This window comes from Xylanibacter rarus, from assembly GCF_001275135.1.
GTDB classification, from domain to species: Bacteria; Bacteroidota; Bacteroidia; order Bacteroidales; family Bacteroidaceae; genus Prevotella; species Prevotella rara.
Genome location: NZ_LFQU01000005.1, coordinates 13,276 through 35,909, shown reverse-complemented (window position 1 = coordinate 35,909; position 22,634 = coordinate 13,276). Strand labels below are relative to the sequence as shown.

At 42.8% G+C, this 22,634-nt stretch carries 15 protein-coding genes; 12 read left to right on the top strand and 3 right to left on the bottom strand.

What is annotated here, in order from left to right:
- Window positions 1–201 precede the first annotated feature (201 nt).
- The 3 genes from ACU52_RS04150 to ACU52_RS04135 all read right to left on the bottom strand — a co-directional run bounded on the left by ACU52_RS04150 (window position 202) and on the right by ACU52_RS04135 (window position 5,019).
- A complete protein-coding gene (locus tag ACU52_RS04150; RefSeq protein ID WP_053397883.1) occupies window positions 202–1,113 on the bottom strand; it encodes an Abi family protein in 912 nt (303 codons plus the stop codon).
- Window positions 1,114–2,062: 949 nt separating this feature from the next.
- The gene (locus ACU52_RS04140) at window positions 2,063–4,372 is read right to left on the bottom strand and encodes a TonB-dependent receptor (protein WP_053397881.1); all 2,310 of its coding nucleotides are present in this window, start codon (window positions 4,370–4,372) and stop codon (window positions 2,063–2,065) included.
- Between the two features lie 293 nt (window positions 4,373–4,665).
- Window positions 4,666–5,019 carry a hypothetical protein gene (locus ACU52_RS04135; protein WP_053397880.1) on the bottom strand — a complete coding sequence of 118 codons (354 nt, stop codon included), beginning with the start codon at window positions 5,017–5,019 and terminating at the stop codon, window positions 4,666–4,668.
- Window positions 5,020–5,267: 248 nt separating this feature from the next.
- On the opposite strand from ACU52_RS04135, the gene ACU52_RS04130 reads away from it, so the two are divergent.
- The 12 genes from ACU52_RS04130 to ACU52_RS04075 all read left to right on the top strand — a co-directional run bounded on the left by ACU52_RS04130 (window position 5,268) and on the right by ACU52_RS04075 (window position 22,464).
- Window positions 5,268–6,071: a CPBP family intramembrane glutamic endopeptidase gene (locus ACU52_RS04130; protein WP_082335161.1), complete on the top strand. Its 804-nt coding sequence runs from the start codon at window positions 5,268–5,270 to the stop codon at window positions 6,069–6,071.
- Window positions 6,072–6,136: 65 nt separating this feature from the next.
- A complete protein-coding gene (locus ACU52_RS14980) occupies window positions 6,137–6,283 on the top strand; it encodes a hypothetical protein (protein WP_156316880.1) in 147 nt (48 codons plus the stop codon).
- A gap of 93 nt (window positions 6,284–6,376) precedes the next feature.
- Entirely contained in the window at window positions 6,377–6,730 is a 354-nt protein-coding gene (locus ACU52_RS04125; protein WP_053397878.1) for a hypothetical protein, read from the top strand.
- A 237-nt stretch (window positions 6,731–6,967) separates the two neighbouring features.
- Window positions 6,968–8,416 carry an MFS transporter gene (locus ACU52_RS04120; protein ID WP_053397877.1) on the top strand — a complete coding sequence of 483 codons (1,449 nt, stop codon included), beginning with the start codon at window positions 6,968–6,970 and terminating at the stop codon, window positions 8,414–8,416.
- Window positions 8,417–8,463: 47 nt separating this feature from the next.
- Window positions 8,464–8,871 carry a (deoxy)nucleoside triphosphate pyrophosphohydrolase gene (locus ACU52_RS04115; RefSeq protein ID WP_053397876.1) on the top strand — a complete coding sequence of 136 codons (408 nt, stop codon included), beginning with the start codon at window positions 8,464–8,466 and terminating at the stop codon, window positions 8,869–8,871.
- A gap of 376 nt (window positions 8,872–9,247) precedes the next feature.
- Complete coding sequence (locus ACU52_RS04105; RefSeq protein ID WP_021853796.1) at window positions 9,248–10,093, top strand: DUF3737 family protein; 846 nt, start codon at window positions 9,248–9,250, stop codon at window positions 10,091–10,093.
- A 105-nt stretch (window positions 10,094–10,198) separates the two neighbouring features.
- Window positions 10,199–11,101 carry an EamA family transporter gene (locus ACU52_RS04100; protein ID WP_053397874.1) on the top strand — a complete coding sequence of 301 codons (903 nt, stop codon included), beginning with the start codon at window positions 10,199–10,201 and terminating at the stop codon, window positions 11,099–11,101.
- A 352-nt stretch (window positions 11,102–11,453) separates the two neighbouring features.
- Window positions 11,454–12,692: a DUF418 domain-containing protein gene (locus ACU52_RS04095; protein WP_053397873.1), complete on the top strand. Its 1,239-nt coding sequence runs from the start codon at window positions 11,454–11,456 to the stop codon at window positions 12,690–12,692.
- A gap of 475 nt (window positions 12,693–13,167) precedes the next feature.
- Complete coding sequence (locus ACU52_RS04090; RefSeq protein WP_053397872.1) at window positions 13,168–15,051, top strand: PhoH family protein; 1,884 nt, start codon at window positions 13,168–13,170, stop codon at window positions 15,049–15,051.
- A 47-nt stretch (window positions 15,052–15,098) separates the two neighbouring features.
- Window positions 15,099–17,312 carry a hypothetical protein gene (locus ACU52_RS04085; protein WP_147630757.1) on the top strand — a complete coding sequence of 738 codons (2,214 nt, stop codon included), beginning with the start codon at window positions 15,099–15,101 and terminating at the stop codon, window positions 17,310–17,312.
- 11 nt (window positions 17,313–17,323) lie between these two features.
- Complete coding sequence (locus tag ACU52_RS04080; protein WP_053397870.1) at window positions 17,324–20,851, top strand: helicase-related protein; 3,528 nt, start codon at window positions 17,324–17,326, stop codon at window positions 20,849–20,851.
- Between the two features lie 2 nt (window positions 20,852–20,853).
- A complete protein-coding gene (locus ACU52_RS04075) occupies window positions 20,854–22,464 on the top strand; it encodes a DUF1998 domain-containing protein (RefSeq protein WP_053397869.1) in 1,611 nt (536 codons plus the stop codon).
- The last annotated feature ends 170 nt before the right edge of the window (window positions 22,465–22,634 follow it).

Here is a 22,634-nt window from a genome sequence, read left to right as displayed (position 1 = left end):
GGCTATTGTTTTTCAGTCTTGTCGTGCCGGTTCTGTTTGCCTGTTCTGCAGCGGCCCCACGGCTCCGTCTGCCTCATGTCATTCCGGCTTATGGCTGCGGTCGTGCCCATGGCATGTTGGCATTCGGCATCAGTCGCAGGCAGCGTAGTATCCGTAGGGAATCTTTGAGTTTCTTCTCACAGAAGCTCTTTTGATGAGTTATTATATCCTACATGTTGTTATATCAGTCCATAAGGAATTTAATTCCCAATTAGTTGGAAAGCCCATTGCAGATACATCAATAGAAGGATATTTATTAAGCAATGCCTTAAAACGGGCAGGAAAAGTAGTATTGGGATTTACTGTTTGTAAGAAGTACAGTATGATTGAAAGCACGTAATATACTTTCTTGGTATCACTCGGGATTGGAATAAAAGTTAGATTGGTGCGTCTTGGCACTATGGCATTGATGCTAAGTCTGCGATTCCATAAACGGCTATGATGTGCACAGATATTGCGAACATAGACGATGGAGTGCAGCCATGATTCCATTACAGTATCTGACAGACCGTAGAACTTTGCCACCTGACGTCTCGACAGACCGGCATTGAGCCATCTGTACATCATGGAGAGTGTACCAAAGGAGCTGACTTCAAAGGTCATCCAACTCGGAGGAAATTTGTTAGAATAGTTCTGTTGAAAGGCAACAATGGCATCATCATCACTGCGGTGAAGTTCTTCATCCAAACTTTTCAGTAAAGAAGAATGACGGTTCGCATCACGGAAATTCGCAGAATCCTCAAACCAATATATACCGGCTGCATCACTCATAATCAATGACAACTGCGTCCGAACAGACACCTCTATCTTCTCCAGTTCCGAGCAAACCATCTTCCTAAGTTCAGAATCGAACTTGTAAATATTGTATGCTTCCTCAAAAGTAGAGCCGATTTTAAACTGATGACTTTCGTGCTGTCTGAATGGTTTGAGATAGCTTTTCATCCTAAACATACTGATATTCTGCAACAAATGAAATGCACGCTTTTCGTCTTTGAAAGACAGACCTTCTGATTTTAATAGCTGAATCTGCTCACTTACCGAAATCTGTGGTTGGTTATATATTTGCTTCGACATATCTTTAATAAAAAAACTTACCCTGAGCGCGCTGTTCTAGTGGGAAGCGGGGTAAGTATGTTGATGCAAAAATACTATATTTTCCTTATTCTCACAATTTTTCCCAAAAAATCTGATAAATAATTTGATAAATAATACATCAGTTCTATATTCTGCCATCTTAATCGACATTCTATAACAACTTATGTAAAACATTAGATTGGCGTCAGCAATTTATATTACTTTTTCCCTTGTGTTTTAGAAATGAAATGGTTAGAATAAATTCGGCCTCTCAAGAGAACAAATTAAGCCTAAATATCTACTTTTTAAATCTAGTTTTAAAACAGTAAATCGAGATGAATTTTAGCGGGATTTACTCGCCTCTATTTTATTGCCTGTTGAGAACTTGGCAGACAGAAAACTTTTTGATTTTGACGCTCTCAGAATGGCCTCCGTCAGCGCAGACACGGCTTTCGGACGGAAAAACGCTGAAATTTCGTGATTTTGTTAAGTAGTTGATATAGCGTGATTTATGCCGATGGGGACCCCTGGACGTGAATGTTAAAAAATATAACTCGGCCACTTACGGGTGAAAAACAATAGGTTTTTGCCTCGTAAGTCATAGACTTGTGCCTCTAAAAAGCCTGATTAAGGGCATTAAAACCATTGGTCTGGGGGTGTCAGACGGCGTTAATTGTAAATCAAAGTTAAATCCCGAAGGCTTGATTGTCTGTTTCTTTAACATCCGTTATAAGTCTGTTTTCTATTTTAAAGAAAACTCTGTACATGAAAAATGTAAAGACTTTTCTTCTGTGGAGCTGGCGTTTCTGCTCCGTTTCGTTGTCACCAGTCTGGCTTGTGCAGACGAAATGCCCCGCTGCACATGCACCATTGCCGCATGGCTGTTGCGGCAGATGCAGTGTGTAGCGGGGCAGGGCATGGTTGCGGCCGATAATTGCAGCCGTTAGTGTCAGTTGAATATCTTGACGCCTATGAACAGCGTGCGCGGCTGAGTGGGGCCATAGAAATATTTTGAGTCGCGGTCGGCACCCTTGTCAAGGTCCTTCTGAAAGGCGTTGAATATGTTGTTAACGCCGCCGTTGAACTGCAGTTTCAGATGGTCGTTCAGCACGAAGGTGTAGTTGAGCTTCAGGTTCAGGTCCATGAAGTCGGGCGTCTTCTCCATTCTGTCTTTCTCTATGTATCCCGCGAAGTGGGGCACGAGCATGCTGCCCGTGTAGACACCCGACACAGAGAAGTCGAAGTTCTTGAGCGGAGCCGACGTGAAGGTGAAGTAGCCGTAGCAGTCGGGCGTGCGCGTCATGCGCTTTGTTGGCGCCACGTCGGGGTCGCTGCTCCATGCCAGCGCCTCGGTGTAGCGGCTTTGCTGTACGGTGAAGCCCAGCTGCAGCTGCGCCTCCTTGCCGTGGGCTATCTTATAGTCGATGTTGGCTCCGTAGACTCTTGCCCCGTGGCCGTTGCGGCGCTCCTGTATTTTGGTGCCCGTGGTCTCGTCGAATCCTGTCTCTTCGAGATAGAACACGTCGTTGAGCATGGTATAGAAGCCCTCTATGAGCAGGTTAGAGCTGAAGTGTCCCAGATTGAAAGCCCAGTCAACCGAGCCGCTGAAGCTGTTTGAGCGTTCGGGCTTCAGTCCGTCTGCCAGCTTTATCATCATCGCCTCGCCGCCCACGGCAGCCACGTGCAGGTCTTCGTCGTAAGCCTGCGGCGCCCTGAATCCGGTAGACCATGTCAGTCGGCCCTGCAGCCTGTCAGTAGGTTTCCACAGCAGGTTGACGCGCGGACTGAATATCACGTTGTCCACGAGGTTGTGCTTGTCGAGCCTGAATCCGGCAAGCAGCGTCAGATATCTCATCTTCCATTCGTTCTGCAGGTACGCCCCGGCAATCCTCACATACTGTTTCAGGTCGCGGCCGTAGCCAGTCATCACGTCGTGAAGTCCGTTAAACTGATACTCAAAGCCTCCCGTCAGCGTGGCAGGCGAGAACAGCAGGCGGTCGAAGTTGCCCGAGTACATGGCTCCGCCCACGGCCGTAAGGTCGTCAGTAGTGCCGTATGCGTTGGCGTCCATGCCCGCGCCATAGTAGCTGTTGCGGTCGGTATGCTGCACCGATCCGTACAGCGACAGCTTGTGCTTGTATTCGTTCATGAATATGTCGTAGGTCAGTCCGCCGCTGTTTATCACGTGGCGTGTCTGCTCGGTTATGTCGGTTTCGTGCGGCTGCAGGTCAAACTTGTTGCCTCCGCGGCGGAATTCATTGGTGGTGTGATACTCTATGCTCAGGCGGCTGAACTGCGTGGGGCGGTAATATCCTCTCAGTCCGAAGGTGTTCATGTTGAGCTTGCCCAGCTCGGAGAAGCCGTCGCCGTCGGCATCATAAGGGTTGCGGTTTCTGTAAGCCTGATAGAATGCCACGCCGTAGGTGCGGTCCTTCGACACGAGCGAGGCGTTTGCGCCGAAATACTGCTCCCATGTCTTGCCGCCGAGGTTCGACATCGTAGAGTTTACCTGGAACGAGTTGTCTATAGGGTCCTTGGTTATTATGTTGATGGTGCCGCCCACGGCGTTGGCGCCAAACAGCGCCGAGCCTCCGCCGCGCACCACCTCTACGCGCTCAATCATGCTTACTGGTATCTGTTCGAGACCATACACGCCCGACAGCGCACTCATCACGGGACGACTGTTGATGAGCAGCTGCGAGTAAGGACCCTCAAGACCGTTGATTCTGACCTGCGGAAAACCGCAGTTCTGGCAGTTGTTCTCCACGCGCAGTCCCGACTGGTAGCTGAGCGACTTGGCAAGGTCGGTAGAGTTGACCGTCTCGAACAGCTTGCTGTTCATCACGTTCACCACCACCGGAGCCACCCTTCTGTTGGTCTCGTTTCTGTTGGCCGACACCACCACCTCGTCCATCATGATGTCCTCTTTCTCCATCACGAAGTGCAGGTCAACGGTATATTCGTTGCTCACCACAACGGTCTTGGTCTGCGAAGCATAGCCCATGAGCTGCACTTTCAGCGTGTATTTGCCTGCCGGCACATCCTTCAGGCGGAAGTGGCCGTCGTCGCCCGTAACGGTGCCCATGCCGTTCTCCACAATAAGCACCGTGGCGTAGGCCAGATTTTCTTCTGTTCCTTTCTCAATGACGTGTCCTGTTATGATGTTGCCCTCTTTCACCGTACTTGGTTCAACGGGATGAGCCATCCCTGCCAGCGGGCACAGCAGGCCCGCCAGAAAAAGTAATATTAGTTTCTTCATTTATTTCTTAAAAAAATGCGTAATATCCGGCCATGACGGCACGGCATGCCTGCGTCGTCACAGCATAAATAATAATGTTGAGATAAACCCTGATCGGTCATCGGGCCGCTTGGAGGTTATTAATGCCGTAGGATGTAACCTTCCGGCCGTATTTTCGCTTTCTTGTTGCCGTCATGCCGTCTGCTTTTTCGCAGGCATAGCTCACCATGCCGGCAAAAAGTCATACGTCAGTCAGCCCAATGCAAAACAAAAATCCAACCGAATGCCAACGGCCGATTTCGGGATAAAATGATTTATGAAAATGAAGAAACGGGAGGCGCGCGCAGATATATGCCCGAATTGTAGTCGGGCGTGGCGTGTGCCACTGCATATTCGCTGTAGCTTGTGTGAATAAGCTTCACGTCGGGCGCCTCAATCTCGGCGGCAGGTCCGGCTTCGAGCGAATTAAAATGTGTGAGGTGATGCAGCACGAGCGTCTGCCCCGTAGGGTGGCTGTGCTTGTCTTTAAAGGGATGTGAGTGAACCACCATCACGCCGTTGACCACATGCACGTGGGCATACACCGAGATTATGGCATAATAAGCCATAAACACGGTAAGCAGCATGGCAGCGCATGCTCTTGTCAGCGTTCGTGAGCGTTGTGTCATATCCGGCGGCAAAGATACATATAAATTATGAAATTAAAAGATAAACGCAAAAAAATAAGAATTAATCTGCTGTCGGAATCGGAAAAGGTATTGTTTTTCTCTATGACCTATATATTTTTTCAGATTAACGGGCGGCAATACAAATAATTTTATATATTTGCAGATATGATGTCGGCTGGCAACAATCGTAACATACTCAGGCCGATGCCTTAAATAAAATATGGAGAACTTATAAAAACTTATAAATTATGATGGAAACAATGCCAAAACCATTTGTCGCCATAACATATTACGCGTTATACATTCTTGGCGTATTGATACTTGTACCGGCCATTGTTTATGTTGCCGGCTGGATTTTTGAGAATTACGTACTCAACAACAACATGCCGATAGAGGATGTCATGCAGTTGGGCAGTATGGACAGCGCCACGCTGATTCTGAGCAATCTGTTTATCGCCGCCCTCTTTATAAAGAGAAAATATGTGAAGCTGCCGTCTTTCGGTCAGCATGGCTCAGATAACTCTCCGGCATCAGTCTATCTGATGGCAATGCTGATGATGTTGGTCTCAATATTGCCGCTCAACCTTTTTGTTTCGGCCCTAAACCTTAACGACTATAGCGAGGCCGTTGCAGCTGACGGACAGCTCTCTTTTGCAAGTATAATAGGCATCAGCATACTGGCTCCGCTGGCAGAAGAGATAGTGTTTCGCGGAGGTATAGAGAAAAAACTGCTCCAATGGAAGACAAATCCGTGGATAGGTATTCTGATTTCCGCCTTTATGTTCTCAATACTGCATTTCTATCCAAGCCTGATTATCGGCACGTTCATAAGCGGAATACTTTTAGGCTGGGTTTATTATAAAACTCGCAACGTCATGGTGTGCTTCGGCATGCACCTGGTAAACAATTCTGCATCATGCGTCATAGATTATATAAGCTCCGGCAGCAGTTTCTATGCCGACATAATGAATCAGACCAGATTCATCATTATCGCCATATTCTGCCTGCTGATATTGGTTGCCTTAATTAATAGATTCAGAAGAATTTCATAAAAAGTTTCTGGGCAGAAACATTATATTTCTGTTTGGCTATTTGATATCCCCTGTTTCCTTTCTCAATGACAGGGATGCTAATGCGCTGCATGGACGGGGAACAGCATCACGCAAGAGGCATTAAGCCCGACATCACAATTCCCGTTTATGCCACAGACTATATGAATGGCTACGACAGAATTTTGAACGTGGCACTGAAAATGGACGAATGAAGAGGATAAAGATATACGGACGGAATTTGAATTGCTGACGGCAAACGACAGCTTGCGGATTGGGAGACAATCAAGATTAAACATTCAGATGAAATGGAAAAGATTATAAATGAAGACTTTATCAGTAAGATAAAAGAAAGGGTAGTTTGTTTTAATATAACTAAGACTTACCGAAACAAAGAAAGAGACAGCATATATGAATGTGCAAAAAAATATTGGCGTGTGAATGGTCGGCGTATTAAGGAAGCTGACTATGTACTTGCTGTCAGTGACGGACAGATTATTGGTGTATACAAACCATTGCGTTGGTATATTACAGACTGTAAGATGTATGAAGGCCGTTGGGAATTTGACGGAGAAGAACTTACAGATTCACCTTATTTAGGCCAGAATGTAGGAAAACTGTTTTATCGCAAACAAAATCCTGTGGCCTATATAAATATGTAGGCACTAGGGATGCTGTCGGCATTAATATAATTGAGTAAAGCGGAGATTTACATATAAGCTAATATTGCATTATTTCGTTGTTTTGTTATTCCTGTCAGGAATTTTTATTACTTTTGTTCCTGCTAAGAACATGCCCCTGAGAGGGGCGTTGTGCAGGCCTCATGGTTATGAGCCGTAGCAATGGGCATGAGCCTGGCAGAGGCATACGCCATGTAAACGAAAAGCTAGATAAGAACAATGTCAGCAGATAATTCATATAACGGTAAGATTTCTTTCGGCGAGAAGGTTGGCTATTCATTGGGCGACCTGGCTGCCAATCTGGTGTTTCAGATGATAATGATATATCAGCTGAAGTTCTACACCGACGTGTTCGGACTCAACGGAGCCATTGCCGGCTCAGTGCTGCTTGTGGCGCCTATGGTGAGTGCATTTGTCGACCCGATAGTGGGCATACTTACCGACCGCACCAGCACGCGCTGGGGCAAATATCGTCCGTGGATACTGGCATCGGCCCTGCCGTTCTGCCTGTTCTACATCCTTGCCTTCCACAGGCCCGACATACAGGACAAGACGCTGCTGGCCGTTTATGCCGCCGTGTCGTATGTGCTTCTGCTGATGATGTATTCGTTCAACAACACGCCTTACGCCTCGCTCGGCGGAGTGATGACGGCCAACATAAAGGAGCGCACAAGCATCAACACGGTGAGGTTTGTGGCAAGCACCATAGCTCAGTTTGCCGTGCAGGGCTTTACGCTGCCGCTGATTGACCGCCTTGGCGGGTCGGATGCGAGTCGTGGATGGAGCCGCACCATTCTGCTGTTTGCCTTCATCGCCTTTATCTGTCTGCTCATAACATTCTTCACCACCAGAGAGCGCATAGCCCAGCCGCCGCAACAGAAGGCAAGCGTTAAGGAAGACGTAAAGGAAACCTTCGGCAACGTGTCGTGGCGCGTAATGTTTGTGCTGTGTCTTGCCGTATATACTTCGCTGGCGATGTTCGGCTCGTCGATGAACTTCTATTTCCAAAGCTATCTCGACCAGCGCTCGCTTTATGAGTTTTTGCATAACTTCGGACTTGCCGATACGGAGCGTGAGGCTTATTCGGCAGGTTTCTCGCTGTTTAACATACTCAACGCCATAATGCAGTTTGTAGGTGTGGTGTTCCTTTCGGGATGGCTTGCCGGCAAGTTGGGCAAGAAGACCGTATATATAGTGTGCCTGTCGCTCACCGTATTGTTTCAGGCTCTGTTCTATCTGCCTTCGCCCGATGACGTTGTGCTTGTTTATCTGCTGTGTGTACTGAAGAGTCTGGCCTATGCCCCGACGATACCTCTTATGTGGGCAATGGTGGCAGATGTGGCCGACTATATGGAATATCTCAACCGCCGGCGCGCAACAGGCTTCTGCTTCTCGGGCATAATGTTTGCACTGAAGATGGGACTCGGCTTCGGCGGAGCCTTGTCTGGCATACTGCTGTCAGCATTCGGCTACGTGTCGGGCGGCACAGCCATGCAGAGCAGCGGGGCTGTTGAGGGTATACGCCTCGTGTCGAGCATCGTGCCGGCAGTGGTGTTCGGCATAGCTTTGGCGTCGGTAGTGTTTTATCCCATAACAAAGCGTTTCAACGAGAAGATGCAGGCCGAACTGGCAAAGAGACGCAAAGCGGCAGAAGGGCAGGGCGAATGACCGTTTGCGGCAGTATATAAGAAACAAGAAAAGGAGAAAGGCTGAATATGAACGCTAAACATTATAATGTGGTGGCAGCTGTAATACGCAAGGACGGAAAATATTTCTGCGTGAAAAAGGGCCGCACAAAATACAGTTATACAAGCTATAAATACGAGTTTCCGGGCGGAAAGATTGAGCCCGGAGAAACGCCTCAGGAGGCTTTGAAGCGCGAAATTGCCGAGGAACTTGATTATGACATATCTGTAGGCAACCTGATAGTGGCTGCCCGTCATGATTATCCCGACTTTTCGATAACGCTCAATGCATATCTCTGCGAGCCGCTGGCAGACGGGTTCGTTCTCTCGGAGCATGTAGACTATGTGTGGCTCGGCGCTAAAGAGCTGCGCTCAGTCGACTGGGCTGAGGCCGATCTTGCGGTGGTTAGATGTATTGAAGAGTCAGATTTGCGCTGAAAAGCCATTGATTCTGTCGGCCGTTTTGCCGTTGATGCCAACCTTTTTTGTTATTATTCTGCTGCTTTCAAGTGTAAGTATAAACTGTTGTTTCGGGGTAATCAGGTCGCTCCGCCCAATGTTTCTGTGTCATCATTTTGTGCCGAAAAGTCCTATATTGGCGGTTAATTAATTTGAGCAAATCATATTTTCTGTGAATTGTTTCATCTAATCAGTAAATTAGATACAGCTTTTTTATCTGATTATACGTATTTTTGCAAAAGAAAAAACAACAGAAATATCGTTGCTGACGATAGTCTGTTAAAGGCGGATGCGCAAGAAATGCTCCGCAGCTCTACTGACAACGAAAAAATAAATTATAAAAAGATTACATATTATGAAACTGATTGAGAACACCGAATTTGGCGGCGAACGCCCGTTGTTCGCGTCGCACGACCTGCATATCAACAACGTAACCATACGCGAAGGCGAGTCGGCCATAAAGGAATGCAGCAACATTGTGGCCACCAATTGCCGCTTTGAAGGTAACTATCCGTTCTGGCATGTCCACGGATTCACGATAGACAACTGCTATTTTGCCGTTGGCGGACGTTCTGCATTGTGGTATTCAGACCATCTGACGATGAAAAACACCGTGATAGACGCGCCGAAGATGTTCCGCGAGATGAACGACATCGACATTGAGAACGTTGAGATAAACGACGCCGACGAGATTTTCTGGCGTTGCAACCGCATCAACGTGAAGAACCTGAAGCTGCACGGCGGCACTTATCCCTTCATGTTCAGCAACGACATACGCATAGACGGCTTTGAGAGCGACAGTAAATACGTGTTCCAGTATGTAAAGAACGTAGAGATACACAACGCCAAGATAACCACGAAGGATGCCTTCTGGGAGGTGGAGAACGTTACTATCTACGACTCAGAGCTTAACGGCGAGTATCTTGGATGGCACTCGCGCAACCTGCGCCTTGTAAACTGTCATATCTCAGGCGAGCAGCCGCTGTGCTATGCTCACGACCTGGTGTTGGAAAACTGCACGTTCGACAGTGAGTGCGACAGGGCCTTCGAGTATTCAACGCTCAACGCCGACATACGCGGAGCCATCACCAACATCAAGAATCCGACATCGGGCGTTATTGTGGCCGACTCAATAGGTTCGGTAACTATCGACGAGAACATCAAGGCACCAGCCAACTGCGAGATAAAGACCAGAGGCTGACATCATTGCTTATGGTGCTGACGCATATAGGGCAACGTGCCGGCCAAAGGGCTGGCGCGCTGCTTTCGGTCTGACAATTATTACTATTTACCAAACAAACTGCCTATGCCACAGCCCCCCGGCAGCCTTGCGGTAGCTGCAGCCTATTTCCTCATATACGTTGTATGGGGCTCCACATATTATTTCATCGGGGTTTGTCTTCACGACTTTCCGCCGTTCGTGCTCGGCACGGTGCGCTTCGCCGTGGCAGGTCTGGCCTTGCTTGCTGTATGCCGGTTGCGTGGCGAGCGGCTGTTGCGCCGTGGACTTATCTTTAAGTCGGCCGTGTGCGGCATCATTCTTTTGTTTGTCGATCAGGGCGTCATCATGTTTGCCCAGCGCTATGTCAGCAGCAGTCTTGTCGCAATAATGGCTTCGTCTACGGCTTTGTGGATAATGCTGCTCGATATTCCGCAGTGGCGTCGCAATTTCAGAAGTGTCTCCACCGTGGCAGGCATCGTGCTTGGCTTTCTTGGTGTGGCCATGCTCTATCTCGAACAGCTCAACATGCAGCGTCCCGGCGGCAGTCATTATGAGTATGGCGTGCTTCTGCTTATAGGTGGATGCATATCGTGGGCATGCGGTACGCTGTATTCAAAATATCACATCCGCGGCAATGATGACGGCGGACTGTCGTCGTCGGCATGGCAGATGCTCGGTGCGGGCGTCGTGTTTGCCTTGTGCGCAGGATTGTCGGGCGATTTCAGCAGTTTGCAGCTCTCTGCAGTATCAGCCGTTTCATGGCTTTCGTTGGCCTATCTTATAGTATTCGGTTCAATGATGGCATACACGGCATACATCTGGCTGCTTCGTGTGCGTCCTGCCACCGAAGTTGCCACTCATGCTTACGTCAATCCCGTTGTTGCTGTAGTAATCGGTGCCGGCCTTGGTCATGAGGACGTAACGCTGATACAGCTCGCCGGTCTTGCCGTGATACTGATAAGCGTGATGATGGTGAACAGAAAGTAAATTGAGAATTGAGAGTTGAGAATGGAGAAACAAAGTTCAGCGTTAGCTAATTATGATTTGCCTTGTGAAAATGAAGAGCAGGCGGGGAGCGCAAGCGCAGTTAAAAATTAAAAGTAAAATTAAACAGCGCCTTACGAAAGTGAAGAGTGAAAAATTCAAATGTCTTGTGTCTATTTTTGGATAAGGATCCACAAAGCATATGGCTTTAACTCCTAGCCAACTTGTTGGCGATAACTCCTTTAACTACTTTAACTCCAAATGACAATACCCCTCAAGGCATACGTCTTTTTTCGCTATGCTCAAGGAACTTCTCCTTAACTTCATAACTCCTTAACTCCTAAAAAAAATATCCATGTCCAAAACCAACTATTCCCCAGTAAAGCCGTCGGAACGCTATGTCATTCTCGACGCACTTAGAGGCTTCGCCTTGCTTGGCATCTGCCTTGCCAATTATCCCGAGTTCTCGCTCTATACGTTTCAGCCGGCCGACGTTGCGGCGTCAATGCCTTCAGCCGGTGTAGACAGGATTGTGCGATTCTTGCAGTATGTGTTCATCGGCGGCAAGTTTTACACCCTGTTCTCGCTGCTCTTCGGCATGGGCTTCTCGATAATAATAAGTCATGCCGAGCAGAAAGGCAACGGGGCTTTCAGACTGTTCTACAGACGCATGGCCGTGTTGCTCGCTATAGGATTCCTGCATCTTATGTTCATTTGGAGCGGCGACATACTTATGCTTTATGCCCTTATGGGCATGGTGCTGCCGTTGTTCAGAAACGTGAGCAACCGGAAGATGCTTTCGTGGGCAGCCTTCTTCCTTGTGTTGCCCGTGGCTGTCGACACACTGACACAGATCTTCGGCGTCAGTCTTTCGGCTCCTGCCGTTGAGGCTCAATGGCATTACTGCCGCAAGTACGGCATAACAGAAGAAAACTTCGGCTATTGGCTGCGCGATGCTGACAGTTATGCTCAGGTGTTTCAGTTTCTTATTCAGGGAGCGTTGGTAAGAGTGCAGGAGTTTGTCGACGGCAACCGCTATTTTAAGGTCCTTGGCCTGTTTCTGATAGGCTATTACATCGGGCGTCAGAAGATATATGCCGACCTTTCAGCCCATAGGCACTTGCTGCACCGCGTGTCGGTTATAGGCTTCAGTGTCGGTATTCCTTTGTCTGTTGTCTATGCATGGAGCGCCGTTGGCGGTCATCCATTTGGCAACGCTGCCCACTCATTGCTTTACGCCGTCAGCGTCTATCCGCTCGGTTTCGCCTATATGTCGTCCCTCTGCCTGCTTTATCTCCGCAGCAGCCGTTCGGCGGTATGGCGCGCCCTTGCCGCTACCGGCCGCATGGCTTTGACCAATTACATCTGTCAGTCTATAGCAGGCATGTTCCTTTTCTACGGCATAGGCTTCGGCCTTGGTGCCGGCGTGGGCCTTTCGTTTACAGAGATTATAGCCCTCGGCGTGTTTGTCCTTCAGATGTTGCTAAGCCGTCTGTGGTTCCATTACTGCCAGTTCGGCCCCCTAGAGTGGATATGGCGCATGCTCAACTACGGCAAACCTCTTCAGTTGTTCAAGCAGAAACAGAGAGGGTAGGGAAGGTTGATTGTCGTAGCTTTGATAAAAATGTAAAATGTTATATGTCTGTTTTGCTGCTTTAGGCGTATAATGTCAGCACAGTCTTTGGCATATCAGATTTTAAGTGCTGAAAATTGAAAGGAAAACATGTGTTTATGGTTAAAAAATAAGCAGAAAAAATGTTTTTATAAACAAATATGTAAGCAAATAACAGTGTTTAGCTTTTAAATCATTAACCTATCGTTTACGCATCGTAAGTGGGCCACTTTTTAACCGAAAGTGGCCCGGTTTTTATTCGTTACCGGACCACTAATTTTAGTCAATTACGGTGTACTGACATACTTTCTTTTATTGGAGAGAATTGACAATTTATTTAGTACGCCACAGCGCTCGGAGCCTGCTAATAGTTTACTAAATTTTTACAAAAAGATAAGAAACGTTTTATAGTTTCAAGAAAAACCATTAACTTTGCTTTCTAAGAAAACTAAAAGCTATGAATGACAACCAACTACAAATAAATCTTTATCCTTTGAGTGGTAAATGCAGTGAAGCTGATGCGGCTAAATTGTTGAGCGAGATGATAAGTAAAACAATTCCATCTGCTGCAAAAGGAACTATAGATATTTTATCAGGAGTAAATATTCCTTTTGGAAGAGTTTCGGATATAGATATTCTGTTAGTTGCAGATTTGCATGATTGTCATCTGATTATTGATGATAACGAAATTGATGTCAGAAGTTTTTGTACGGCAATCGAACTTAAAGAACAGACGGTTGATGATGTATATGCTACCTCGACAAATATTTATGTTAACTATCCAAGTACGAATGAACGTAAAAATGCTTCAGAGCAAAATAGAAATCAGAAATACACAATCTTAAATTACTGTAAACATCATGACTATTCGATTTTCATATCAAATATTCTTTGGCTAAAATCTGTTTCTCTTGATATTTGGGAATCAAAGGAATGGAATACGACATATCCTGTCCTGCTTTCTTCGTTTTGCTTTGGAGACATTATTAAGCAAATAATAAAATCAGGACAAAGCCTGTTTCATGGTAAACTTGATGCTTTGATGAAAAGGAAAGAAGAAGAACATAAAGAAGATCTTTCTCTGCTTGTAAATGATTTTATTCAGGAACGCCCTGTAGCGCCAGCTACGCTTAGGGTTAAAACAGAACATCTTGTTTCAGGCTTGCTTGAAAATGACGCAAAGGCAATAATAAATAACAATGATTTTAATTGTATAGACGGAAAAGCCGGAACAGGTAAGACATTCTTGTTGCTTCAGACTGCATTAAAACGTGCGGCTGATGGGTATAGCTGTGCATTGTTGACATATAACAACGCGCTTACAATGGATTTGCAGCGTTTGGTCTGCTTTATTCCATCTTCACCTGATGCAAGGAGTAATCTGACAATATCTACGCTTCATTCTTATCTTTATTCGCTTGCATCTTATTTGGGATGGAAAAAGTCTAATCAATCGAACAAGATAATTGAATATATACATTGTCTTTATGAACAAAATAATAAAAAACCGCTGAGAACAAAATATGCAGATGACATTGATGACTTCATATTCTTGGATGAAGCTCAAGATTGTACTCCCGATGAAAAAGATTTTCTAGAATGTGTGTATGGTAAAGAGCGTATTATTGTTGCAAAAAGTGCCTTACAGAAAATCAGACGGAATACAGCTGCAAGATGGGGCGTACCTAATATAAAACTTAAACAAGGCCTTCGCCAAAAAGCCAATATTGTCAGTTTCTTAAAAAGTCTGACAGAAGAAATGGGCATTTCAGACACATGTGCAGGATTTGAACCGGCACAAGGTCTTGAAGGCGGTAAGGTTATCATTGCTCCTCATTATACAACAGATTTGCATACAATGTTGGAACAGACATGTAAGGATGCAGAGTGCTCTAATTATGACATCCTCGTTCTTGTTTCACCGGCTCAGGTAAAAGACAATCATTTTATAAAAGCTGATTTATGGAAAAATACGGGTAAAATTAATTTTATAGACGGGACAAATACCAAAGCATTGGCTTCGTGCAGTCCGAAAGAGCTGATAGACAGTTGCCGTATTTTTCAATATGAATCATGCCGAGGTCTTGAAGGGTGGGTTACTGTATGTTATAATATTGATGAAATAATGGAATTGAAATACAAAGAAGTGTCTGTTGAAGAAAATGTTATTGGAGATGTCAGCAGGTTAAAATGGGAACAAGTTTTCCAATGGATAATGATGCCTCTGACAAGGGCAATAGATACTTTGGTTATCACTTTGGAAGATACCTCTTCAGATATTGCTTCAATGCTACGTAGAGCTGCTCTGAAACATCAGGATTTTACTGATTGTAAGATATAGCCTTAATCTGGTAAATTAATTTTATTAACGTAAATAGTATAATAATCATGAATGAAGTCACATTAGAAACCATAAAAAACTATCTTGGCAATAGGTTATATAATCGGATTATAAGAGATGGATATCCACCTTTGTACTTAAGAATCTGTTATGAGGTGTTACATTTTTTGAATGATTCAGAGGAACATGTCTTATATTTTAACATGCCTGCCGAAGAATATACAAATGATGTAGATAGGCAGGATGAATATTGGAGAAAAACTTGTGATATTGTTGCGTTGGCGTTACGTTTGGCACTTAGGCAAGACAGACTTAACCCGAGTGAATTGTCATATCCTGGTACATGGTATAATGAAAACGATAAATTCTTACTTATACCAGATGAAAACGACGGCGAGCCATATTATTATTTGAACGGGGTAAGAAACAATAATAAAACTACGTTAACGTTTATTTGGAGGCCTTTGCCAAAGAGGGGGCTATGTGGATATAGTATACAGAAAAAAAATGAAGTAATAAAAAGTGCTAAAGCAATATACAGGTTAAATGACATTCCCGGACAGTTGAATAATGGTTTTACGTCATGTAGCAATGAGATAAATATATTAAATTTATATGATAATGAAAACGCAAGATATTCAACGGGGTTTATTGTGTGTAGCCCTGATTACGGAGGGTATGAGTTTGCCGGAGAATATGTCTTACCTATGGTGAATATGTTAAATGCTAACAGCACAATTCCTAGAATTGCAGATATTGCCATTGTCTTAGGTGACAAGGCTTTCGGCCGTATTCAGCAATTATTAAATGCACTGCACCCTTATGGACCAATACAAAAATTAATTGTTTACGGGTCGCAGCCCACAATGTATTTGTTGGAAAGAAAGCCTCAGATCGTTACCTTGACATTCAAGGATATTCATGATTATTGCGCAGCAAATAGAAACGTTGAATATGTTAATCCTGAGTTCATAGCCATTGATTTCCCATGGCTGACTGACTCTATGAAAAGTCTTAAAAATATACTTGATAAATATAGAGATCAGATTGGGGATGATAATGCAAAGCACATATATAATATGTCAAGAAAAATACTTGCTGACATAAATTTTTCGAAGACTAGATTAAATAATTTTAAAGAATATTTCCCGAAATTCCTTGATAAAATTCTTGATAATATATATAATGAAGATGTCTTTTCTGAATTGGAAGACTGGGCGAGTGGTTTAACCTACAATAGTGATTCAAATCCTAAGCTAGCGAAGGCAACGGAATTAGGCGCAGTTAAGGCTGTTGACCTTGATCACAGCATATACAGACAAGTTAAAGGTTTAGGCGGTGAAGGAAATATAATTGTGATAGACGCTCCTCCTCATACGAATAATCCTCAGTATGTTAATCCAATAACAACATTGATGAGATTTCATAACTTTGCAAGGGTTAAGGCCCTATATTATAGTGAGGTTGAAACTCGCCTTATGGACAGAACATCATTTAATATTCGCAGAGATCCTCTATATTACGAAGATATTCCGGAGGAACAAAATGTTACTGCAGATGATGCTGCGTTTAGAATTGAAGATTATTTTGAAAATGATGAAACAGTCAATTATTCTGTAAGACGAGTTTATAGTGTTGACAGAATTGAATTTACAGACAAAACTAAGGAAATAATATATGGAGACGTATTGGTTTATGAACCTGATGAATCTTTAAGACGCATGCCGTTCAATGCTATTGAGAATCCGTCAGGCTTAACTATTACGTATTATTCTCAGAACGCAGAAGAGTCAGACTTGTTTAACAAGTTGGCTAGTGCGTACTGTAATTTACCTGGCGATAGAGACATACGATATTATTCTGATTTATGGCAAGAAAGACTGAAAACATTTGTCAGTCAATTAGACAGAAACGGTATATCTAGATTATGTCAGGAGGTCGGTATTAAACGAAATGTATTGAATAATCATCTTGAAGGAAGATCAATGTTTATGAGGAAAAGACCCCTTAACATTATTCTGAGCAAATTAATTGGAGCTGGTTTGCTTACTGAAGATGAGGCCAAATATGTAAAAGCAGCACGTAAATTTATGCAGGTTAATTATATAGATTTTGGATTAAAGTTAAAAAGCGCTCTTCTTGATTATAAACTTAATCCTGATGGAGATTTGCCTTCTTTTATGCAGGACCTTTTAGATAGAACAGATTCGACAATGGATGAACTTGAAAATAATTTCCTTAATACAAAAACCATAAAATAAAGAACAAGCATATGACTGAACAAGAAGCAAGAAACCTCATCGAAGAGGAATTAAAACTTAAAATGCTCGGTCCGGGTTATGCCAAGGATTTAATTGTATGTGATCCGGATGCTCATAATGAAATTATACCTGAAAGCCCACGCTTGGCTTATTCGTTAGGTGTCTTGTTGCCTGACAACAGAAATCAGAATGGTAATCAGGGCAATGGTCAGAATGGTAACCAAGACAATGAACAGGGTAATAATAATGACGTCAATGATGATAACCAGCCAGATGGGGATGCTATCCCAAATAATGTGGATATGACTGACCAAGAAGACCGTATGAGCAAACTGTTGGGTGGTAGCGTTGAAAATAATAGTCAGGATATGGGTAATAACCCAATGTCGTCTCATATAGGTTTGATTATTTGTGTATCTAATGACACAAATAATGTTGATGTCAGCATCAGTTATGGAACTTATAGCCATTTGAACTGGAATGAATCTGTCAGGGAAGTAAAAGTCCGCACAGGACATTTTAGCGCAACCATCCGTCAGGCTATTGAAGATATTGGAAATAATAATGCTCTTCAACAGCAGCTTAATGAGGAGGGCCTTCCTGAAGAATTCATTAATTGTTTTAATATTGATGATGAGAATGGAACTATATCATTGTCAGAAGCTATGGAGAATCATGAACCCCAAAATGTATTGCGTATACCAAATACAGAATATCCTGTAGAGGCCAGTATGATTAATATTCTTTTGGGTGAGCATTACAAGAGATATCACCATGACTATCATGGAACATTAAATTTTGATAACGAAAACGGCAGTGAAGATCTGGACGTAAACATGAGAATGTATTGGACTACATTTACTGCCAGAGATAAGAAATTCGTTAAGATCTTAGTTAAATCTATAAGCCAGAATACTTTAATTTATCAGCCTGAGATTGTTGTCACTCCACATAATGGTGAAGGCAGAATAGAATCGTACGTAGAGCCGATAACAAATATTGATGATAGAGAAAATAATATTAATGAATTTATCTATCGCAATGTTCACAACTATGGTAAAGGCGTAAATTGTGCTATAGGATGGGATAATGATGGTCAGAGAGTGTTCACAACATTTACTCCTACTGTTGATGTTGAAAAATTCTCTAATGAAATAGCACCTGAATATAATAACGATAATATAAGAAGTGCTTGTACTTTGAGAAATGTCAGTATATGGTCAAATCTGAATGATGATGAGATGATCGATTACTTGAGAAATTTTGTTGAAGGTTATAGTACATGGCAGCAGGCTCAAGTGGAAGCGGCAAGAAATGAGGAACAGTATCAGGATGTTACAAAAATAATTCTCAGTAGACAGAAAGAGTTGCTCACCAGGCTTGGAAAAAATATTGATTATTTGACTGAGAATAATGAAGCACTTCAATGTTTTAAGATAGCCAATACCGCAATGTTGCTTCAAATGGTTGTGGCAAGGCATCCTTTGTTCAGAAAAAACCGTGACGCAGATATCTATGCAAACGAGCCTGACATTTATGATAGATTAGATTATTTTCGTAATGCAGAATATACGGCTCAGATGCCTGAGCCGGAGTATCGTCCTTTCCAGTTGGCCTTTTTGCTTATGAATGTCAAGTCTACTTTTGAAATAAATGACAGATATCATAATGATGTTGTAGATTTGATATGGTTTCCTACTGGTGGTGGTAAAACCGAGGCTTATCTTGCTCTGACAGCATTGACAATAGTACACAGACGTAGACGTGGACAGGGTAGCGGTGTGTCTGTAATTATGCGTTATACTCTACGTTTGCTTACGTCCCAACAGTTTGAAAGAGCTTCATATTTAATTTGTGCTCTTGATTTTTTGCGCCAAAAAGATCATAATCTTGGACTTGGTACTCAAGAAATTTCAATTGGTATATATGTTGGATCAGGTGTTACGCCAAATCATGTCGCTGATCTAAACAGGAATCCATATCGCAGATTTTTTACTCAACCTGTTACACGCCGCGACGAAAATCCATTCCCTGTAAGCTATTGTCCCTGGTGTGGTAGTAGGCTTGTGTTGCCTGATGGCTCGAATCATGGTTATGGCCAAGGAAATGGCTCACTGATGTGTATAAATCAAAGATGCTCTTATCGTAAGCACTTGCCAATATATTATATTGATGAAAATATTTATGACCTAAAACCGACATTGCTGTTTGCTACAGTTGATAAATTTGCTCAATTAAACAGGCCCGATGCACAACGTCTGCTAAATCCTGATAACGGAATTGATGCACCAGATTTGATAATTCAAGATGAGTTGCATCTTTTAGTAGGTGCTTTGGGGTCTATTGTAGGTTTATTTGAATCTGTTGTTGAAGCGTTAATATCAAGAAATGGCAGAAGACCGAAGATTATTGCTTCTACAGCAACTACTCGTAATACGAATAATTTGATCGCGAATTTGTATAATCGCGAAGTCGCTGTATTCCCTCCTCAGGGACTAAATTACAATGACAATTATTTTTCTCATATTGTTCCCGGTGCCACGCGTCGTCATATAGGAATGATGCCGTCAGGAAATTCAAGCTCAAACATGGCAGAAATACGTCTTACTGCTTTTCTTCTTTTATCAAGGATTAAGGTCTTTAAAAAAGAGATTGAAGACAGAGGCCTTGACTGGACAAATGATGATGATGTTATAAATGTTTGTAATCAAGATGGCGAACTTCTCCAGTTACTCGATAATTATTGGACAACTGTATTATACTTTAACAGTCTTAAGGACCTCGGCCGTTCTCGCAGTCGTGTTTCGCAAGAAGTTTTTGAGAATTTCAGAGCTCATAAATATCTTTATCAGATACCGAAGTCTTTGTCTTTGTTAGAAAACAGATTTGACCAAAGGGTATTGGAGTTTACCAGTCGCATAGAATCGAACCGTATAAAAGGCTTCTTGACTGAGGCCGAATCTTGTGTCGGATTGAATGTTAATGATAACGGACATCTGAATGTGGCGTCAGGAAATGATTTAGTGTTTGCTTCCAATATGATATCTGTGGGCATTGACATATCCAGATGGAATCAGATGGTGATGGTTGGTCAGCCTCGTTCTACTTCTGAGTATGTGCAGTCGTCAAGCCGTGTTGCAAGAAATACTTATGGACTAGTAATAAATCTTCTTAACCCACTGCGCATTCGTGAACATTCTCTTTTTGAAAATTATAAGTCTTTCCATGCAACCTATTATAAATCAGTTGAGCCGCTCAGCATAACGCCACTTACGTATTCAACTATAAAGCATGATATTTTGAATAACATGATAATAATTTATAGAAATTATATATTGAATAGACCAGGCTTGGGAGGACGTAATTTGGCTGAAGCTATGATACAAGCTATTTTTAATAATAGGTTTAATATGGATGATGAATTGAGGCAAAGCTTATCTAATATAATAGCTAATGCTGCTGTCGGTGCTAATTGTGCTACATCTTTAAGGGATATAGCAAATGATGCTTTTATCAATATACAACAAGTTAATTATTGAATATGAGAAAGTTAGAACAAATACAATTAAATAAATTGATTTCTGCTTATGGTGGTGTAGGCAGTATAATAGAAACCAATACAAATGGTTCTCTTATAATTTTACCATATGATCAATGGAAATGTTTTGTGAATGTCACCCAAAATCCTATGGAAATAAGGGACAACCGTTTGCTTAGTTATGTTCAGGCACATGGATATCCTAATGTTATTAGGCTTGTGCCTATACCAGATAATGATTTAAGCAATTTTGTTTATTCTGCTACTAATGCAAACGTAGGAACAACTGTTTCATCCAAGTATTTTCCTGAATGGTATTATTGTCCACATTGCAGACGTCTATATAAGTTATTAGAATGGGAATTCCATTGGAATAATACGTTTCCTAACGATAATAGATTCAGAAGACATGTACCGGCATGTTGTTTTTGTAGTAGACAAATTAATGCCATTAAAATAAGTCGTTATCCTTTACAGCAAATTCGTTTTGTCATGGCATCTCTTTCTGGCGATATGGAGGATGTGCCTTTCGATAGGTTATGGGAGAATAATCCTAATGGCGGAGCATGGCAGGTTGGTAATATCATGAATGCAGCAAGAAATTTGCGCTATAGATCTCGGAGAGGAGATGGAGACGGACTTCAAAACTTATTTATCGAGAATGCAGATACTCATAGGAGGATATATCTTTCACAAATTGAACGAAATTATATAATAAATAACGATAATGCTTATAAAATGGTTGTTAGAGGAAGTCAAAGTTTGTATTTCCCTGAAATTGTACGTTCTCTCTATATACCAATGGAGGCTGGTGCTAACATCAATGCCCAAAATACGGATGAATTAGATTTACATGAATTTAGGTATCTGACAAATGATGGTAATTTTAAAGAAAATATGATTGTGAAGGACGATCTTGTTGTAAGAAGAAGGCCGGAACTAACAATGCCATTTATTTCTCGAATAAGTGCTATAGAAAAGCTAAAAGAAACTTCGGTGCTGCTGTCATATACCCGTATGGGTAAATATGGTGAACCAAGGCAATGGTATAATGTAGGTCTACAAGCAGAAAGTCAAGGCGAAACGGCTATGTCAAAACGTCCTTTCGGCGATGGATCTTCGCAAGCAGCAATTATGTCTACATATATGCCTGCAGTAGAATCTTATGGAGAAGGAGTACTTTTTGAAGTAGATCTTAATAGTATACTGCCAGATGATTATGAGACTTTTGTACATACTTTTTGTCATATAGTCATGAAAGAAATGGAATTTCAATGTGGTTATCCACTGACATCGTTAAAAGAAAAAATATATATAGACAATGATAATTCTAAAGGTGGCTTTTTGATATATACTATAGCCGGAAGCGAGGGCAGTTATGGCGGTTTGATATCACTTACACAAAACGGAAAAATCATAGACCTGATAAATCGTGGGGCAGAGAGGGCACGTTATTGTCCTAACGATCCGATTTGCAGTTCTGAGCATGAGGCGCATTGTTTTGCTTGCTTGGATCTTCCTGAAACTGCATGTATTAAATTTAATGCAAAATTAAACCGTAGGCTGTTTCTTGAGAGATGGTTTAACCCTCGTCCTAATGGACTAGTTTTATAATTGAAATTATATGAGGATGGCCATAGGTGTTTCAGCTTATGGCCGTCCTATATATAAGTTATGCCAAAATGGCATGCCATGAATTAAAAAATAAACTAAAATATATAAGCACTTATTGGTGCTTAAAGAATAAATTTGATGTAAATATTTTATTGTTGATATACGGTTAT

Excerpts from the sequence above, each read along its gene's own strand:
- ACU52_RS04150 (WP_053397883.1), bottom strand. The coding sequence starts at position 1,113 with ATGTCGAAGCAAATATATAACCAACCACAGATTTCGGTAAGTGAGCAG.
- ACU52_RS04140 (WP_053397881.1), bottom strand. The coding sequence starts at position 4,372 with ATGAAGAAACTAATATTACTTTTTCTGGCGGGCCTGCTGTGCCCGCTG.
- ACU52_RS04135 (WP_053397880.1), bottom strand. The coding sequence starts at position 5,019 with ATGACACAACGCTCACGAACGCTGACAAGAGCATGCGCTGCCATGCTG.
- ACU52_RS04130 (WP_082335161.1), top strand. The coding sequence starts at position 5,268 with ATGATGGAAACAATGCCAAAACCATTTGTCGCCATAACATATTACGCG.
- ACU52_RS14980 (WP_156316880.1), top strand. The coding sequence starts at position 6,137 with ATGACAGGGATGCTAATGCGCTGCATGGACGGGGAACAGCATCACGCA.
- ACU52_RS04125 (WP_053397878.1), top strand. The coding sequence starts at position 6,377 with ATGGAAAAGATTATAAATGAAGACTTTATCAGTAAGATAAAAGAAAGG.
- ACU52_RS04120 (WP_053397877.1), top strand. The coding sequence starts at position 6,968 with ATGTCAGCAGATAATTCATATAACGGTAAGATTTCTTTCGGCGAGAAG.
- ACU52_RS04115 (WP_053397876.1), top strand. The coding sequence starts at position 8,464 with ATGAACGCTAAACATTATAATGTGGTGGCAGCTGTAATACGCAAGGAC.
- ACU52_RS04105 (WP_021853796.1), top strand. The coding sequence starts at position 9,248 with ATGAAACTGATTGAGAACACCGAATTTGGCGGCGAACGCCCGTTGTTC.
- ACU52_RS04100 (WP_053397874.1), top strand. The coding sequence starts at position 10,199 with ATGCCACAGCCCCCCGGCAGCCTTGCGGTAGCTGCAGCCTATTTCCTC.
- ACU52_RS04095 (WP_053397873.1), top strand. The coding sequence starts at position 11,454 with ATGTCCAAAACCAACTATTCCCCAGTAAAGCCGTCGGAACGCTATGTC.
- ACU52_RS04090 (WP_053397872.1), top strand. The coding sequence starts at position 13,168 with ATGAATGACAACCAACTACAAATAAATCTTTATCCTTTGAGTGGTAAA.
- ACU52_RS04085 (WP_147630757.1), top strand. The coding sequence starts at position 15,099 with ATGAATGAAGTCACATTAGAAACCATAAAAAACTATCTTGGCAATAGG.
- ACU52_RS04080 (WP_053397870.1), top strand. The coding sequence starts at position 17,324 with ATGACTGAACAAGAAGCAAGAAACCTCATCGAAGAGGAATTAAAACTT.
- ACU52_RS04075 (WP_053397869.1), top strand. The coding sequence starts at position 20,854 with ATGAGAAAGTTAGAACAAATACAATTAAATAAATTGATTTCTGCTTAT.